Annotated in this window: 16 protein-coding genes; 7 read left to right on the top strand and 9 right to left on the bottom strand. The window is 43.1% G+C overall.

The features are described from left to right. Positions 1-60 precede the first annotated feature (60 nt). The 7 genes from ACVW0P_RS03085 to ACVW0P_RS03055 all read right to left on the bottom strand — a co-directional run bounded on the left by ACVW0P_RS03085 (position 61) and on the right by ACVW0P_RS03055 (position 7,956). Positions 61-1,254 (bottom strand): molybdopterin molybdotransferase MoeA, encoded by a 1,194-nt coding sequence (locus ACVW0P_RS03085; RefSeq protein ID WP_457130775.1) that lies wholly within the window; start codon positions 1,252-1,254, stop codon positions 61-63. A gap of 12 nt (positions 1,255-1,266) precedes the next feature. After that, complete coding sequence (moaA, locus tag ACVW0P_RS03080) at positions 1,267-2,256, bottom strand: GTP 3',8-cyclase MoaA (protein ID WP_457130774.1); 990 nt, start codon at positions 2,254-2,256, stop codon at positions 1,267-1,269. 87 nt (positions 2,257-2,343) lie between these two features. Next, a complete protein-coding gene (locus ACVW0P_RS03075; protein WP_457130773.1) occupies positions 2,344-3,522 on the bottom strand; it encodes an aldose epimerase family protein in 1,179 nt (392 codons plus the stop codon). Between the two features lie 11 nt (positions 3,523-3,533). Beyond that, a complete protein-coding gene (locus ACVW0P_RS03070) occupies positions 3,534-4,589 on the bottom strand; it encodes a glycoside hydrolase family 43 protein (RefSeq protein ID WP_457130772.1) in 1,056 nt (351 codons plus the stop codon). A gap of 30 nt (positions 4,590-4,619) precedes the next feature. After that, positions 4,620-5,489: an HAD-IIA family hydrolase gene (locus tag ACVW0P_RS03065; protein WP_354430859.1), complete on the bottom strand. Its 870-nt coding sequence runs from the start codon at positions 5,487-5,489 to the stop codon at positions 4,620-4,622. Between the two features lie 11 nt (positions 5,490-5,500). Continuing rightward, on the bottom strand, positions 5,501-6,535 hold the full coding sequence (locus ACVW0P_RS03060) for a hypothetical protein (RefSeq protein ID WP_354430860.1): 1,035 nt from the start codon (positions 6,533-6,535) through the stop codon (positions 5,501-5,503). 62 nt (positions 6,536-6,597) lie between these two features. Then, on the bottom strand, positions 6,598-7,956 hold the full coding sequence (locus ACVW0P_RS03055) for a glutamine synthetase family protein (RefSeq protein WP_457130771.1): 1,359 nt from the start codon (positions 7,954-7,956) through the stop codon (positions 6,598-6,600). A gap of 213 nt (positions 7,957-8,169) precedes the next feature. Between ACVW0P_RS03055 and ACVW0P_RS03050 the strand changes: the two genes are divergently transcribed. Beyond that, positions 8,170-8,583: a gamma-glutamylcyclotransferase family protein gene (locus ACVW0P_RS03050; RefSeq protein ID WP_457130770.1), complete on the top strand. Its 414-nt coding sequence runs from the start codon at positions 8,170-8,172 to the stop codon at positions 8,581-8,583. 31 nt (positions 8,584-8,614) lie between these two features. On the opposite strand, the gene ACVW0P_RS03045 is transcribed toward ACVW0P_RS03050, so the two are convergent. Together ACVW0P_RS03045 and ACVW0P_RS03040 are read right to left on the bottom strand one after the other, a co-directional pair. Then, positions 8,615-9,625 (bottom strand): glutamine synthetase beta-grasp domain-containing protein, encoded by a 1,011-nt coding sequence (locus ACVW0P_RS03045; RefSeq protein ID WP_354430863.1) that lies wholly within the window; start codon positions 9,623-9,625, stop codon positions 8,615-8,617. Between the two features lie 275 nt (positions 9,626-9,900). After that, positions 9,901-10,422, bottom strand: a complete 522-nt coding sequence (locus ACVW0P_RS03040; RefSeq protein WP_457130769.1) for a hypothetical protein — start codon at positions 10,420-10,422, stop codon at positions 9,901-9,903. A gap of 266 nt (positions 10,423-10,688) precedes the next feature. Between ACVW0P_RS03040 and ACVW0P_RS03035 the strand changes: the two genes are divergently transcribed. The 6 genes from ACVW0P_RS03035 (at position 10,689) to ACVW0P_RS03010 (ending at position 17,849) form a co-directional block, all read left to right on the top strand. Further along, positions 10,689-12,185 carry a malate:quinone oxidoreductase gene (locus ACVW0P_RS03035; RefSeq protein WP_457130768.1) on the top strand — a complete coding sequence of 499 codons (1,497 nt, stop codon included), beginning with the start codon at positions 10,689-10,691 and terminating at the stop codon, positions 12,183-12,185. Between the two features lie 145 nt (positions 12,186-12,330). Continuing rightward, on the top strand, positions 12,331-13,281 hold the full coding sequence (locus ACVW0P_RS03030) for a glycosyltransferase family 2 protein (protein ID WP_354430866.1): 951 nt from the start codon (positions 12,331-12,333) through the stop codon (positions 13,279-13,281). Positions 13,282-13,396: 115 nt separating this feature from the next. Further along, a complete protein-coding gene (locus ACVW0P_RS03025; RefSeq protein ID WP_354430867.1) occupies positions 13,397-14,365 on the top strand; it encodes a glycosyltransferase in 969 nt (322 codons plus the stop codon). A 9-nt stretch (positions 14,366-14,374) separates the two neighbouring features. Continuing rightward, complete coding sequence (locus tag ACVW0P_RS03020; RefSeq protein WP_457130767.1) at positions 14,375-15,103, top strand: hypothetical protein; 729 nt, start codon at positions 14,375-14,377, stop codon at positions 15,101-15,103. 1 nt (position 15,104) lies between these two features. Beyond that, on the top strand, positions 15,105-16,604 hold the full coding sequence (locus ACVW0P_RS03015; protein WP_457130766.1) for a GH3 auxin-responsive promoter family protein: 1,500 nt from the start codon (positions 15,105-15,107) through the stop codon (positions 16,602-16,604). 69 nt (positions 16,605-16,673) lie between these two features. Then, a complete protein-coding gene (locus tag ACVW0P_RS03010; RefSeq protein WP_457131144.1) occupies positions 16,674-17,849 on the top strand; it encodes a 1-deoxy-D-xylulose-5-phosphate reductoisomerase in 1,176 nt (391 codons plus the stop codon). Positions 17,850-17,855: the final 6 nt, after the last annotated feature.

Raw genomic sequence — 17,855 nt, 5'->3', positions numbered from 1 at the left:
ATCGCAGCGTTGTTTAAATGATTTCACCGTTGAGTTTAATTATTTGACACAAATCCCGGTTCAGAAGCTCCAAACCTTAAACGCCTCTCCCGCTTTAAACTCATTGCGTTCTAATGGCAGCTCCATAAAGGCGTCGGTATCTGCTAAGTTAGCAAAATCGCCGGAGCCATTGCCTTCTATCGGTGTGGCAGATAATATCCCCTGTTCTGTAAAATTAAGCTTTACCTGTAAGAAATATTTTAATGGTGGTAAAAAGGTATAATCCCTGGCAAGTTGGGCATACACAGGTTGCTTTGCCTGTAAGCCGAGTGTTGCATCTAACCATAACAGGAAATAGCGGTGCACGCACATAAACGTAGCCACCGGGTTACCCGGGAACGCAAAAACAAGTACACCATTATCATGCCTGCCAAACCAAAAGGGCTTGCCCGGGCGTTGCTGCACTTTATGAAACAGCTTTTTCACCTGCATATCCTCAAGTGCCTGCGGGATGTAGTCGAATTTACCCATGCTGATGCCACCGCTAAGTAGTACAACATCGTAGTTTTGCAGGCAATTGGCTATTTGCTGTCTGGTTATTTCGGGATCATCCGGGATGTGAAGCATATCGGCATCCAATCCGCATTGTTTTAAGATGGCTTTAACTGTATAATTATTCGACCTGCGGATCTGGTATTCGGATGGGCTATTTGCTACATCCACCAATTCATCACCCGATGATATGATCATCACCCGCGGCAGTTTTTTAACTAACAATGTTGCTTTACCAACAGATGCCGCCAGGCTTATAATAGCCGGGGTTACCTGCTGATCAGTAGCCGCAACAACCTCGCCGTGCCTTTTATCTTTCCCTTTTGAATGGACATTTTGGTATTGCTTTACGTTGTTAACCCGTAGTGTGGCAATTCCGTTTTGTATATCCAGATCCTCGTAGCGGATAATAGTATCAACAGTTGATGATAAGGCTGCCCCTGTCATGATCTCGATACATTCATCGGGGCTTTCAATATCCACAGGTTGTTCGCCAGCTGCCTGGGTTGCTTTAATTTTAAAAGTGCTTATCCCCTTTACAATGGCTTTATAGGATATCGCGATACCATCCATGGTTACGCGGTTGTAAGGTGGCAGGTCTCTGTCGGCTTTAATATCCTCCGCTAAAACATAGCCTAAAGCCAGCTCAAAAGGCACGGTTTCGGTACCGTAATCTTTTAATTGGGCGAGTACTATATCTTCGGCTTTTTCTACCGTTATCATATTGTTGAGTTATTAACCCCCAATTGTAGCCATAGATTCGTGGAAGTTCGAGTTCTCAAAACGTTTACGTTCGGCTTCCCAGCCATCTTTTTCGCGCACATTAAACGCTTGCCTTAATGTGGCCTCAAGTTTTATATCATCCATACCCAGGCGCATCAGGTCTTTAATATTAAGCACCCCATCATCGTATAAACAATTCTTAAGCGTGCCCTGCGGCGTTATGCGGATGCGGTTGCAGGTGCCGCAAAATGTACGCGAATACGCTGCTATGATACCTACGCTGCCCTGATGCCCCGGTATTTGGTAGTTGTATGAAGTTGAAAATTGCGGGTCGGCCATTTTTTGGATCTCCGGGAAAGTTTTTCGGATCTCATCAAAAATCCTTACATAATCCCACACGATACCGCTATGGCTGTGCCCGTCGCCGTTAAAAGGCATTTCTTCAATAAAGCGGACACTCACCGGCAAGTCTTTGGTTAATTGCACCAACGGGATGATGTCCTGTGTGTTTTTCCCCTCCATCATCACGGCATTTATCTTTACCTCAACATCGTGTGCTAATAAGGCGTGCATGGTTTGCATTACACTGGCAAATTCATCACGGCGGGTTATCGCAAAAAAGCGGTTCGCGTCCAAGGTATCAAGGCTCAGGTTAACAGACTGCACGCCTATCGCTTTTAAATCGCTTACATGTGGCGCGGTTAAAACTCCATTTGTTGTTAAACTAAGCTCTTTTAAACCGTCGAGTTTTGAAAGCGCGGTAAGCAGCTGCATAATATCCTTACGTACAAAAGGCTCGCCACCGGTAATGCGGATTTTTTCGATCCCCATTTTTACCAATAACGTACAAGCCTGTAGCATTTCTTCGTAGGTCATCAGCTCCTTGCGCGATAGCCAGTCCAATCCCTCCTCGGGCATGCAGTAAAAGCAGCGCAGGTTGCAGCGGTCGGTAACGGCCAGCCGCAGGTAATTGATCTTTCGCCCGTGGTTATCTAAAAGCATTTGATAGTTTAAACGTAAAAGAGACGCGATTGTCGCATCTCTGGTGCAATTTAAATAAAGGACGCGAAGTATCACGCCTTTAGGAAGTTATTTTACCACCGAAAACTTGTATATCGATTGTGTTTTATAAGTTTGGCCAGGTTTTAATTCTGTCGACGGGAATGTTGGTTGATTTGGAGAATCCGGGTAATGCTGTGTTTCCATTGCAAAGGATGTACGGAACTCATCCTTCTTGCCGCCTTTCATTGCGTTTTGGCTCTGCATAAAGTTACCGCTGTAAAACTGCAAAGCGGGCTCTTCGGTAAATACTTCCATCTTGATGCCGCTTTTGTCGCCAATAACGGTAGCGATGGGTGTGGTGATATCGTGTTTGCTTAGTACAAAGTTATGGTCGTAACCTTTACCGTCTTTTAGCTGCACATTTTCAACGTTGATGCGCTCACCGATTTTGGTGGCCTTTGTAAAATCGAAAGGTGTACCGGCAACTGCCTCTACTTTCCCTGTCGGGATCAATGTGCTGTCAACAGGGGTGTAATCATCGGCAGCAATTTGTACCAAGTGATCTAATATAGTACCACTACCTTCTCCATTAAGGTTAAAAAACGCGTGATTGGTTAAGTTTACTACGGTAGATTTATCGGTAGTGGCCGAGTAGCTCACTTTCATAGCGTTATCGTCAGTTATCTGATAGGTAACTTTAACATTAAGGTTACCCGGGAAACCGCCTTCCATATCTTTAGCTAAGTAGCTTAACTCTAAGGTTGCGCTGTCTATCTGTTTGGCATCCCAAACCACTTCCTGGAAACCCGGGTGGCCGGCATGTAGCGTGTTAGGTCCGTTGTTCGTAGCCAGGGTATATTCCTTACCATCTAACTTAAATTTACCTTTAGCAATGCGATTGCCGTAGCGGCCAATAGTTGCGCCGTAGTAAGGTTCTTTAGAACCTATAAAACCGTCTACACTTTCAAAACCTAAAATCACATCAGTTAGGTTGCCATGCTTATCGGGCACCAACAAGCTTACAATACGGCCGCCATAATTGGTTACCGCGGCTTCTACCCCATTTTTATTTTTAAGGATATATAAATGCGCTTGCTTGCCATTGATGTTTTTTTCGAAAGCGGCTGCAGATGGTAATTTGGGTGTAGCTGTTGTACTGTCGGTCATGGTTGATGTAGTTTTTTTAGCAGATTGATTGCAGGCTGCAAATAGCATGCTGCCTGCAAGCGCGAGCGCCAAAGTTGGTTTATTAAATGTGTTTCTCATAAATTTTATAATTATTGGTTTTTGTTTTTGCTTTGCGATGGTATGGCTAATACCGTATTTTCTTTAACCGGCTCAACAAAATTTGGCGACCCATCTTTGTTCCAGGTAAATTTTTGCATTCTTGGCGAACGAAAGCCTCCACAGCCCTGCCCCGGTTTTGAATTTGCATGATAAATGATCCAATCTTCCGTCCCATCCGGAGATTTGAAAAACGAATTATGCCCCGGCGCATACACTCCATTCTTAATTGAACTTTTAAAAACCGGTTTTGTTGATTTTTTCCACGACCGCACATCCATTAAATTGCTATTGGCTGATGCCGTGAGCATACCAAAGGCATAAAAATCTGTCCAACAGCCGCTGGCCGAGTAGATAAGAAATAGTTTATTGCCGTGCTTCAGCACCTCGGGTCCTTCATTCACATTTACATGCGGCGGGTTGCTGTTCTTGCCCAGATCGCCAAATTTTTCCCAATCATAAAGCGGACTGGAAATCTTGACCCGTTTACCGTCTATTGTCCATGGGTTTTTCAATTTTGCAATGTAAATATCCTGTTGGCCGTTATAGTCGCCCTGCCATCCCGCCCAAATCATGTAAAGCTGGCCTTGGTGCGTAAACACCGAACCGTCGATTGCCCATTTGTTGGTATCGTCGCCCACCTGGCCTTTAAACGTCCATTCGCCTTGCAGCGGGTCGGGCGATGAGTTTTCTATCACATACATGCGGTGGTGGTTGTTGTCGCCATCGTCGGCAGCAAAATACATATACCACTTACCTTTTAAGTAATGTAGTTCGGGTGCCCAAAGCTCTTTTGAATACTGCGTTGCTGCGGGCGGTACCCAAACTGCTTTGCGCTCGGCAGTTTTTAGATCGGCCATATTTTTTGTTCTCCAAAGCACCAGGCTATCTCGCGAGGTGTTTGTGTAATAGTAATACCCACCACGGTATATTACCCATGGATCCGGTCCCGATGATTTAAGCGGATTAGTAAATGTTTTTTGTTGGCTTAAGGCCGGTACTGCATGCAATATTAAAATTGTCAACAATACACTTAAAGTTTTTCTCATAGGTTTAACATTATAGGCCACTACATTAGGTCATAAAGCTAATGCATCAGGCCCTAATACGGCGCTATCACAAATAAAGGTTGGCACAATGCCGGTTGCCTCAATACGGTTTTGGTAATCAGTATGTTGGGTATTCCCCGTTAGCACCAATACGGTATCCAGCCCAAATTTATTACCACCAATAATATCTGTTTGAAGGGTATCGCCCACCATTACAATTTGCTTTTTGCTAATGGTGCGGTACTCCCGTATTAGGTCATAAGCAAACATAAACATTTGCGAGTCGGGTTTACCAAACCTAATAAACCTTTTTCCTACAATTGTCTCTATCATTTGCGCCAAACCACCAATTGCGATACCTACATCGGTTTTTGACACAGGATAGGCATAATCTGTATTGGCAACTATGGCCGGGATGGTACGTTTACGTAGCAGGTTAACGGTTTTATTTAGGTCTTCAAACCAATCAAAACCTTCATCATCCATAAATATCAGGGCATTTACCTTATCGATATTGGTGCTATTCACATCCCTAACGGGCAGGGTTTTAAGTCCCGCACTTTCAATATAATGCGCCGACTCTGAAGTACCCAAATAAGCTACATATCCGTCATTTACCTTTAGCTCCAGATACTCCTTAGTTAACTGGCCGGATGAAATGATCCTGTCGGACGTTACGGCGTAAAGGCCCTTATCATGGTATGATTGAGCAAGTTGCCCGGGGCTGCGCGATGCATCGTTGGTTACAATATAATATTCTTTATTTTGTTCTTTGAGGTACTCAAAGGTGCGCTCTATTCCCGGCACCAGGCCGCTGTGGGTTTTAAGCACTCCAAATGCATCAAAAAATATGATTTCGTAACGGTCTATTATCGATTTAAAATCCTCAATGCGTTTCATTCAGTGTATAATTATAATCCTAAAGCTTTTATAATTACCTCGGCGTCGAAATCCCTGTCAACTGATGGCAGGTAGATCTCCATAGCCTCAGCCTGTAGTTTTTTGGCGTATTGTTCGTTAAAAAAATATTTACCATCTTTAATAACATAGTTCAGTATAAAGAAACGGTAAGCCTCTTTCAGGAAACGGATCTCATCAGCGGTAACGGGGTTTACCTTGTGGTATTCCTTCAAGAAGGTAATAAACCTGTCTTCCATCATCGGTCCAATTACATAACTGAACACAGTACGGTCGCCTGCATCAGATACTACACGGCTGAAAAAGTAAAAATCAAGTAAACGGTAGCTCATCCTAAACCAATCGTAATCCCAGCGCGAGTACAGGTCAAGATCAGGCGTTACCGAGAAATTGCCGATGTTCCAATCGATAAATACCGGAATGATCTCGAACGAGCTCATGTTGTACCGCGACCTGTTCTTTAAGAACTGCTCGCAATGATATTTCAAAAGATCCACCTGCATGCGCGAGCCAAACTTGCGTTCGTCTTTTTCCAGTTGGCGTTGCAGGTCGTAAATATCGGTACGCAGTGTTTTGGATGATTTTGGCAGCACATTCTTTATCCGTGAACATGCTTTGTGGAACTTGCCCAGTTGCGAGCCAAGCTTCCTGATCATATCATCATCAAGGCGGCGGGGCATGCTGTCCATTATCCTTGTTGGATTATAAAACACTACCCAGGCATCGTTTTTGCCCTGTTTATAGCGATAAACATAAACACGGTTGTTTTTCAATAACGATTTAGACAGCAGGTTCTCGAACGGATAAAGCAGGTTGTTTGACAGCGACTGGATAATACGGTGATCTTCCTTAAAATGCTCAAACTTACCAAAGAAGGATAGTTTAGCTATAATAATATCCTCGTCGTCAAAAGTAATGCGGTACACGTGGTTGGTAGAAACCATCGCGCTGATATCAACGATATCTCTAATAGTTTTAGATTTGTCGTACTCTGCCCAAGCAGATCTTATAATAAGATGAAAGTCCATTACCGGGATTGGTTTATAATTGCATAGATACTAAAAGTTTATTTTAACTGCAGTCAAGACAATTAAATCGACTCAAAATACCTTTTCAGCTCCCAGTCGCTTACGCTTTTGGCGTATTGGCGGTGTTCCCACAGGCGGGTTTGAGTAAAGTGTTGCACAAAACCTTCGCCGAACAGTTCTTTAGCTACTGCTGATTTTTGCATGGCAGTGGCGGCGTCAAACAGGTTGGCATGCAGGCTGCCGTTTGCTTTGTTTTGATAGCCGTTGCCAACAGTTGCTGCAATACCAAGGTTCATCTTATTTTTAATACCGTACAAACCCGAAGCAAGCGCTGCCGCAATAGCTAAGTATGGATTAGTGTCCGATCCGGGGATACGGGTTTCTAAACGGGTATAGGCTTTCGAGGCATTGATAACGCGCAGAGCGGTTGTGCGGTTGTCTACACCCCAGGTAATGGTAGTTGGCGCCCAGGCACCTTCTACCAGGCGTTTATAACTGTTAATGGTTGGTGCGTACATCGGCAGCAAATGCGGCATACAATACAACTGCCCGGCAAGGTATTGCTTATGCAGTTCGCTCATTTTGTTTACGTCGTTACCGTCATAAAATAGGTTATCGCTTTGATCTTTAGTCCACAGGCTTTGGTGAACGTGGCCGCTGCAGCCGGGCAATTCCTGGTTCCATTTGGCCATAAATGTTGCGGCAATGCCGTGCTTGTAGGCAATTTCTTTAACAGCGGTTTTAAATAAAACGGCTTTATCAGCAGCATCTAAAGTTTCTGAATGCATGATCGCTGCTTCGTAAACACCAGGGCCGGTTTCGGTATGGATGCCCTCTATCGGGATATTAAACTGGGTAAGCAAATTAAACAGGTCGTAATAAAAGGCGCTGTTTTGCGAGGTGCGTAGTGTAGAATATCCAAACATCCCCGGCGACAATGGCTCCATATTAGCAAACCCTTTTTGTTGCAGGCTTTGCGGCGTTTCCCTAAAGTTGAACCATTCAAACTCCTGCGCAAACTCGGCATGGTAACCCATATCATCGCACTGCTTTACAATTTGCCTGAGCAAGCTACGCGGACAGGCCGGCAAAGCATCGCCTTTGGGGCCGGTATAGTCTGCCAGAAAGAATGGGATATTATCCTCCCAGGGCACGTTACGCATGGTAGATAAATCTATATAACATTGCTTATCCGGGTAGCCACTGTGCCAGCCGGTAAGCTCCACATTATCATAAGTAACATCGCCGCTATCCCACCCAAAAACCACATCGCAAAAGCCGTATCCGCTTTGCAACCCGTCTAAGAACTTCTGCGTGCTGATCACTTTGCCACGCAAAATGCCATCGATATCGGCAAAGGCGAATTTTACTTTTTGAATGTTGTTCTCTTTGATATAAGTGATAACCTGTTCCGTATTCATGGTAAGTGGTATAAAATGCCAATTTAAGCAAGATAAATAATATGTGGGGGATTATATTAAAATCTACTATCTACTCACCCGTCATTGCTTCGCTCGACTACCCTCTCTTCGCCTACGGAAAGGAGTACTAAGATATTTTCACTCTCTTTGCAAAGCTGAGAGGGTCGCGCACGTAGTGCTGCGGGGTGAGTAAATTTCGCTAACTTTATTCCCATGACCCATCTCCTTTTCGTTTACGGTACCCTCCTACAACCCGGAAACCCGTTTGCCAATTACCTAAAACAAAACTGCACATACGCATCTATGGGTAAGATAAAAGGTGTGCTTTACGATACCGGGGAATATCCCGGGTTGATTATTGGTGCCGAGGCTCAAAGCTTTGTCCACGGCAGCATCTATAAACTTCATCACCCCGAACGAAACCTTAAAGTAATTGACGATTACGAGGGCGTTGGGCCCGGGCAGGAACAGCCTAACTTATATATCCGGGAAATGCAATATATCGATACACAAAATGGAGCTGTTGATGCTTGGGTTTACCTATATAATCTTTCGGTAGATGGTTTGCCCATAATAGCATCAGGCAATTACACCGATTACATAGCAAAAAAATCCCCCGGTAATTAAACACGGGGGATTAGTAAAGAGGTATAGGGTATTAAACTTTTGCTGTTTTTACAGTTTTGATAATAACTGCTGCTACTTTATACGGATCTGCTGCCGAGTTAGGGCGACGATCTTCTAAGTAACCACTCCAGTTGTGATCTACCGCGTATAACGGGATACGAATAGATGCACCACGGTCAGATACGCCGTAGCTGAAATCATTAATAGATGCTGTTTCGTGTTTACCGGTTAAACGTAGCTCGTTGTAAGCACCGTACACAGCAACACACTCTGCAACCGCAGGGCGGAACGCCTCACAAACTGCTTTAAACTTAGCTTCGCTGTTGGCTGTACGTAACAAAGTGTTAGAGAAGTTAGCGTGCATACCAGAACCGTTCCAGTCTAATTCACCTAACGGTTTGCAATGCCAATTGATAGCAACACCATAGCTTTCGCCGATTCTTTCTAATAGGTAACGTGCAACCCAAATCTGGTCACCAGCTTCTTTAGCGCCTTTAGCGAAGATCTGGAATTCCCATTGGCCTGCGGCAACCTCAGCGTTGATACCTTCAACATTTAAGCCTGCTTCTAAACAAGCATCTAAGTGTTCTTCAACAATATCGCGGCCGTAAGCGTTGTTAGCACCTACCGAACAGTAGTACGGGCCCTGTGGGCCGGGGTAACCACCCTTAGGGAAACCAAGTGGTTTGTTAGTTTCAGGGTCCCAAAGGAAATACTCCTGCTCAAAACCAAACCAAAAATCGTTATCATCATCCTGGATAAGCGCACGGCCGTTAGACTCATGTGGCTGTCCTTTCGAATCCAAAACCTCACACATTACAAGGTGTGCATCTTTACGCTGTGGATCCGGGCAAGTAAATACCGGCTTTAAAATACAATCTGAAGAACCACCCGGTGCTTGCTCAGTTGAGGAACCATCAAAGCTCCAGTTATCCAAATCTTCTACTTTACCGCTAAAAGATTTAACAATTTTTGTTTTACTACGCAGGCTTTGGGTTGGTTTGTAGCCATCAAGCCAGATGTACTCGAGTTTAGTTGCCATTTTAATGATTAATTTGTAATTTTTTTAAGTTTAAATATTAGTTACCTATAAGATCAGTCATAGTTTACACTGCGAATTTAAATTATTTTTATAAATTTCATAGCAATATTTATAAATTTTATAAAAATTAACAATAAATCACTTGAATAATTCAGAAATCCATTAAACGACTACTATTTTAATGTACTAATAAGTTATGCTTGCATAATAATTACACATAAAACAAAAGCGGCGCAATCAACTTAATGATTACGCCGCCATTTTTCTTATTTAAACTATTTACTTGAAGCTACGCCCCAAAAACATTTATTTCTTATCAATTTAAGATCCTGTTCGCTAATTTTCTCATCAATAATGGCATCTTCGCTAACAAAAGACAATCTTGATAGCTTATTATTGTAATTAAACGTTGCAATTTTATTTTTAACGGCAACGTTTTCAATTATATCTATTTTAATACTATTAATTGCCGCGTTTTTAACATCAACAGTATCGGCATCCTTGCTCCCGTTATCCCAATTAACAACGTAACTTATTTTATCGGCCGGTTTATTTGCTATAACCTTTTTATAATCTCCGGTTGCCTGTATAACCTTTATCAGGCATTTAACACAAGGGTCGGCAACGGTTGCATTACCATAATTTTTTTCCGGATTGTTAAGCACGCTGTCTTTTTTGCCGTTTATGGTTACAGCCGTTTTTCCATCTGCTGATGTTGGCTTAGGCTTATTATTTTGGCAGGCTGCCATCATAACAATAATTGCCGGGATTATTAATTTAACGATCGACTTATTCATACCTATTATAATTGTTTTGTTATAACACGCACACAAGCAATTTGTGTTATAGCAAGCATAACAGGCAGTTACAAAAACCTGCTTGTACTATGAGGCTTTTTATAGAAATTTTAGTAAAATTGCCTTCTGAATATCATATAGTAATTACACCGCAGTGTCGCGACTCCATTGCAATGAGTGTAAACTTTATATCATTTAATTAGTTTACAAGAGGTATAATCAGTCAAATAATTTATTTGAATGTATCTTTAGCATTCAATAGTAACATGAATAACGGCAAAGTTTTTAACACAACGGTTGATGTAGTTTTGGTTGGCGCGGGTATTATGAGCGCAACACTTGGGGTGATGCTTAAACAGCTGCAGCCCGATCTTACGATAGAGATATTTGAACGACTTGATACCGTTGCCGCCGAAAGTTCTGACGCGATGAACAACGCCGGTACAGGGCACTCTGCCTTTTGCGAACTTAACTACACCCCGCAGCGTAAAGATGGCTCGATAGAAATTATAAAGGCGATTAAAATTGCCGAGCAGTTTGAAATCACCAAAGAATTTTGGTCGTTTTTGGTCGAGAACGGTTATGTGGATTCTCCGCAAATCTTCATCAGCAAAATACCGCACATGAGTTTTGTTTGGGGTGATGACAATGTTGATTACCTAAAAAAACGCCGCGACGCATTGGTACAGCATCACTTTTTTAAAGGCATGGAATATTCTGAAGACCATGCGCAAATTAAGAAATGGGCACCATTGATAATGGATGGCCGCGATGGCGGGCATAATGTGTCGGCTACATTTATGGAAATTGGTACAGATGTTAACTTTGGTTCGCTTGCGCGTAGCTTAGTTAGCAAGCTACAGCAAAAACCGGGCGTTACATTAAGCCTTAACCATGATGTTAATGATATTAAACGCAACAAGGACAACAGCTGGAAAATAAAAGTAAGCGACCGCATCAGTGGAAATAAACGCGAACTGAACGCCAAATTTGTTTTTGTAGGCGCAGGCGGAGGTGCATTGCACCTCCTGCAAAAAACAGGCATACCGGAGAGCAAGGGCTTTGGCGGTTTCCCGGTAAGCGGGCAATGGCTGGTTTGCAATAACCCGGAGATTATTAAACAGCACGAGGCAAAAGTTTACGGCAAAGCATCGGTAGGTTCGCCACCAATGTCTGTTCCACATTTGGATAGCCGGATCATAGATGGGAAAAAAGCGTTGCTTTTTGGGCCTTATGCAGGCTTTTCTACCCGTTTCCTTAAAAAAGGCTCGTTGTTTGATCTTTTTACATCTATTAAATTAAATAATATTTTACCATTGCTGGCCGTAGGGCGCGATAATATGGCACTGACCAAATACCTTATTAGCCAGGTTCTGCAATCCCCTACCGATAGGCTTAAAGCTTTGCAGGAGTACTTTCCTGCGGCTAAAGCGGATGAATGGGTGTTAGACATTGCAGGCCAGCGTGTGCAGATCATTAAAAAAGATGCTAAACATACGGGTGTGCTCGAGTTTGGTACCGAGGTGGTAACAAGTGCGGATGGCAGTATCTCCGCGCTGTTGGGTGCATCGCCGGGCGCGTCAACATCTGTACCTATTATGGTTGACCTGATAACCCGTTGCTTTAAAGATAAGGCACAAACGGCTGCATGGCAAACTATATTCAAAAAGATGATCCCATCTTACGGGCGATCGCTAACTACCGACGAGGCACTCGCCGATGCTACAAGGGCAAGGACAAGTAAGGTATTGGGGTTGGTTTAGAAAAAAGCACATTTACGATACCTTCTTTTAAGAAGTTGTCTCTTAGCAAGATATTTAGATTTGATTTTGCGTTTGATGAATGTTACTTAATCAATCCTTAATTTTTATATTTTTGCAGATACCTTTAAAAAGGTTTACTCCATAAATGAATATATCAGTAGTAGTACCACTTTACGATGAGGTTGAATCGTTACCTGAGCTTACCTCCTGGATAAGCCGCGTAATGGCCGACCATAATTACACCTATGAAATTATCCTGGTTGACGATGGCAGCAAAGATGGCTCCTGGGACATGATCGTGAAGCTAAAAGAGAACAACCCTTTTATAAAAGCTTTTAAATTCAGGCGCAACTATGGTAAATCTGCAGCTTTAAACATTGGTTTCGAAGCTGCGAAAGGCGACGTAGTAATTACCATGGATGCCGACCTGCAAGACAGTCCGGATGAGATCCCCGTACTTTACCGCCGCATTACCGAAGACAAATATGACTTAGTATCGGGCTGGAAGGCAAAACGTTACGACCCATTAACCAAAACCATACCCACTAAGCTATTTAACGCCGCTACACGTAAAATGAGTGGCATCAATAACCTGCACGATTTTAATTGCGGGTTAAAGGCATATCGCAACGCCGTTGTAAAAAACATTGAGGTTTATGGCGAAATGCACCGCTATATCCCGGTTATTGCCAAATGGGCGGGCTTTACCAAAATTGGCGAGCAAGTAGTAGAGCACCGTGCCCGCAAATACGGCAAAACCAAATTTGGGTGGACAAGGTTCATCAACGGCTTTTTAGATCTGCTATCTATATTTTTTGTAGGCAAATTTGGCAAACGCCCTATGCACTTTTTTGGTGCGATGGGTACATTGAGCTTCTTCGCCGGTATTGTGATAGCCATTTGGCTGATATCAGAAAAGCTGTACGACCTGGCACACCGTATTGTGCCACGGCAACCCACCGATAACCCGCTATTTTATTTCGCTTTAATAGCCATTATACTGGGTTCGCAGCTATTCCTAACTGGTTTTGTGGCCGAACTGGTTTCGCGCAACTCGCACGACAGGAACAATTACCAAATAGAAGATACTATTTAGATGTGCAGATGAGAAGATATGGAAATTAGCTTCTATCTAACATCTAAACTTATAACATCAACCAAATAATACATCTGCACATCTGCCTATTCGCACATCTGCACATCTGACAAGAATGTTTTTTTCCATCATCATACCTTTATATAATCGCCCACAAGAAATTGCCGAGCTACTGGCCACCCTAACGCTGCAAACTTATAAGCAGTTCGAGGTTTTGGTTATTGAAGATGGCTCTGTTGAACGTGCCGAAGATATTGTGAAAGGATTTGAGGGAAAGCTCGATATCCGCTATTTTGAAAAACCCAACGAAGGCCAGGGCTTTACCCGCAACTTTGGCTTTGAACGCGCCAAGGGCGATTACTTTGTAATATTTGATTCGGATTGTTTGATCCCTGCGGATTACCTGCAGATCGTAAGCGATTCGCTAAACACAAACTGGCTGGATGCTTACGGCGGTCCCGATGGCGCGCATGAGTCGTTCACTCCTTTACAAAAAGCCATCAGCTACTCCATGACCTCCCCTTTCACCACAGGCGGCATCCGTGGTGGTAAAAAAGGCATCGGGCAGTTCCATCCGCGCAGCTTTAACATGGGCATTTCGCGCCAGGTTTGGGAAAAGGCAGGTGGTTTCATCATCACCCGTTTAGGCGAAGATATCGAATACAGCATCCGTATCCATTCGTTAGGGTATAAAATCGGGCTGATTCCCGAGGCCATTGTTTACCACAAGCGCCGCACCGATTTTTTGAAGTTTTACAAGCAGATCCATTTTTTTGGGCGGGCGCGAATCAACATCTACAAATTTTTCCCGGCAACGCTTAAACCGGTACATTTTTTCCCGGCGATAGCTACGCTTGGTTTTATGATCATCATTATTGCCAATATAGCGCAATGGCCGTTAGCCATGTTGTTAAACATAATGTTAGGCGTTTACATTTTGTTGATATTTTTTCACTCTCTTATTAAGAATAAATCAGCAAAAATCGCATTTTTGAGCATCATAGCTGCCTTCACGCAACTCACGGCCTACGGGTTAGGTTTTATGCAGGATTTTTGGAAGCGTGTAGTGTTAAAAAAATCTTAAAAACGTAATATGTATCACCCGTTCTCTGTTGCAGATACCGTAAAGGCTGCATGGGATATCTTCAGGAAAAACTTTGTAACTATAATAGTTTACTCGGTTATTTCATTCTTTTTGCTGGGGGTACTTGGCCTTGTAATTAGCCTCATTTATTCTCCCGGTGATTTTTGGGGAACAATGATTGTAACCTTTATTCTTATTTGGTTACAAGCCTACACTACCCTTGGGCTTTATAAATTGATTTTTACGGTTATCGATAGCGAGTATTATGAATTTGAATTTATACAGGTTATACCAAAGGCCAAAATGGTCTGGAGTTACCTTGCAGTTGTTTTCATGTTTGCTTTTGTTGTAACCAATGTTGGCATAGTGGTAGATTATTTAGAAGAGAGCCCTACCATACAACTCATTGTAGAATTGGTTGCTGGCGTGTTGGGCCTATACCTTGCCCTCCGTATTATGTTTTTTAACACATTTGTGGTTGATGATGCATCAGGCCCTATAGAGTCTATCAAACAAAGTTTTGAACTTACAAGGGGGTACATATTAAAGGTAGTTTTAATATTAGGTATCATTATTTTATTGATAGCCTTACCTGCAAAACTTTCTCAATACTATCCGCTTATATCCTTAACCATATTGTTCACTTACCCTTTTGTAAACATTGTTTTAGCGGTTACCTATCGCAAATTAATTTACAGCCACCAGGATGTAGATGATGATATTGCCGAAACCAACTAATATGGGTTTAAAAGCAGCTTTAAGCAAGGTATTTGCCTGGTATGTAAATGAGCAGTTAAATACCATAAGGCAAAATGCTGTAGCATTACAGCAAAAAACTTTTAGCAACCTAATCCACGACGCTAAAAATACCGCTTTCGGTACCGACCATAATTTTGCTGCGATTAAAAACTACGAAGATTTTAAAAAGCAAGTACCTATACGTGACTATGAAGAACTGCGCCCTTATATAGACCGCGTGGTAAACGGCGAGGCCAATGTTACATGGCCGGGCAAACCCGCCTATCTTGCAAAAACTTCGGGCACAACATCGGGGGTCAAATATATTCCCATCTCTAAAGAAAGTATGCCCGAGCATATCAAAGCCGCGCGCAATGCGCTGTTAAGCTATATCCACGAAACAGGCAAGGCCGACTTTGTAGACGGCAAAATGATATTCCTGCAAGGCAGCCCCGTGCTGGCAGAAAAGTATGGCGTACAAACCGGGCGATTATCTGGCATTGTAGCGCACCATGTACCCGCTTATCTGTTGAAGAACCGACTGCCATCGTACCAAACCAACTGTATTGAAGACTGGGAGGAAAAGGTAGATGCCATTGTAAAGGAAACCGCCAATGAAGATATGCGGCTGATCTCGGGCATACCACCCTGGTGCCAAATGTATTTCGACAGGCTCTCGGCAGTATCGGGCGGTAAAAAAATCAGGGACATCTTCCCCAACTTTAAACTGTATGTGCATGGCGGTGTGAATTTCGAACCTTACCGCGCCCGTATGGAGGAGAGCATCGGTTTCAAGATCGATAGCATCGAAACCTACCCTGCATCCGAAGGGTTTATCGCCTTTCAGGATTCGCAAAAGGATAAGGGATTGCTGCTGATGGTTGATGCGGGCATTTTTTACGAATTTATTCCATCAGACGAGTGTTTTAATGACAATCCAACCCGCATCAACCTAAAAGATGTGGAGCTTGATAAAAATTACGCGCTTATCATGAACACCAGCGCGGGTTTATGGGGATATAGTTTAGGAGATACGGTAAAATTCGTATCTAAAAAACCTTACAAAATTGTGGTAAGCGGCCGCATAAAACATTATATCTCCGCCTTTGGCGAGCATGTAATTGGTGAAGAAGTTGAGCAGGCATTAATGGGCGTTGCTACAGAAGAGGGCGTTGACGTTATTGAGTTTACCGTTGCGCCGCAGGTAGCCCCTGCCGATAGTTCTTTACCATACCACGAGTGGTTTATCGAGTTTGGAAAAGAACCTAAAAATATTACAGCATTTGCTTTAAAGGTAGACAAGGCGCTTCAACAAAAAAATATTTACTATTTTGACTTGATAGAGGGTAACATATTGCAACCTTTAATAGTCAGAAGTTTAAAAAAGGATACTTTTATAAACTATATGCGCAGCCAAGGCAAACTGGGCGGGCAAAATAAAGTCCCGCGCCTGTCAAACGACAGGAAGATAGCGGATGAATTGCAAAAGTTTATACAATAGATAAAACGCAAAAAACAACGTCATTGCGAGGCACGAAGCAATGACGTATAACATACATATTTGGACAAGATAAAAAACATAGCCATCCTTGGCTCTACAGGCAGCATAGGCACACAAACACTTGAGGTTATCCGCGATAACACTCAGTTGTTCAGGGCTTTTATGCTTACTGCACATTCAAATGCTTACTTACTTATCGAGCAAGCTATTGAGTTTGTGCCAGCCTACGCCATCATTTGCGACGAAAGTAAATACCTGGAAGTTAAAGAGGCCCTTGCCCATTTACCTACCAAAGTTTTAGGCGGATACGAGGCTATCAAAGAAACGGTTACCCATCCGGATATCGATGTGGTGCTTACCGCCATGGTTGGCTTTGCAGGTCTTGAGCCTACCATCAATGCAATAAAGGCAGGTAAAGACATCGCGTTAGCAAACAAAGAAACGCTGGTGGTTGCAGGTGAGATCATAACCGGCCTGGCTAAAGAACATGGCGTTAATATTTTACCTGTTGATAGTGAGCACTCGGCTATTTTCCAATGCCTCGCGGGCGAGCAGCGTAATAAGATCGAAAAGATAATCCTGACTGCTTCCGGCGGGCCGTTCCGCGGCCAATCTGCCGAGTTTTTGGCAAACGTGACCCGCGAGCATGCCCTTAAACACCCCAACTGGGTTATGGGCGCCAAGATCACTATAGATTCAGCATCGTTAATGAACAAGGGTTTGGAAGTGATAGAAGCTAAATGGTTGTTCGATTTGCAGGCCGACCAGATAGACGTTATTGTTCACCCACAGTCTATTGTACACTCATTGGTGCAGTTTGAGGACGGCTCGATAAAAGCGCAGATGGGCTTGCCGGATATGAAGTTGCCTATCCAGTACGCCCTAACCTACCCTAACCGCGTTAAAACTAACTTTAAGCGTTTTAATTTTATTGATTACCCAAGCCTGACGTTTGAGCAGCCGGATCTTGCTACCTTTCGTAACCTTAAACTCGCTTTTGATGCCTTGGAACGTGGTGGTAATATGCCCTGCATAATAAATGCCGCAAACGAGGTGGCGGTAGCCGCTTTCCTGAATAATGAAACAGGATTTTTAACAATGAGCGATATAATTGAAACCTGCATGCAGCAAATTAGTTATATACCGGCACCATCGTTAAACGACTATTTGAATACTGATAAAGAAACACGCATATTTGCGCAAAATTTAATACAAAAAATGCCGTTAAAGGCAGTACGATCTTAATACATA

Source organism: Mucilaginibacter sp. UYNi724 (assembly GCF_054057495.1).
The sequence above is the reverse complement of the archived record's forward strand: the minus strand, read 5'-3'. Positions and strand labels throughout refer to the sequence as shown.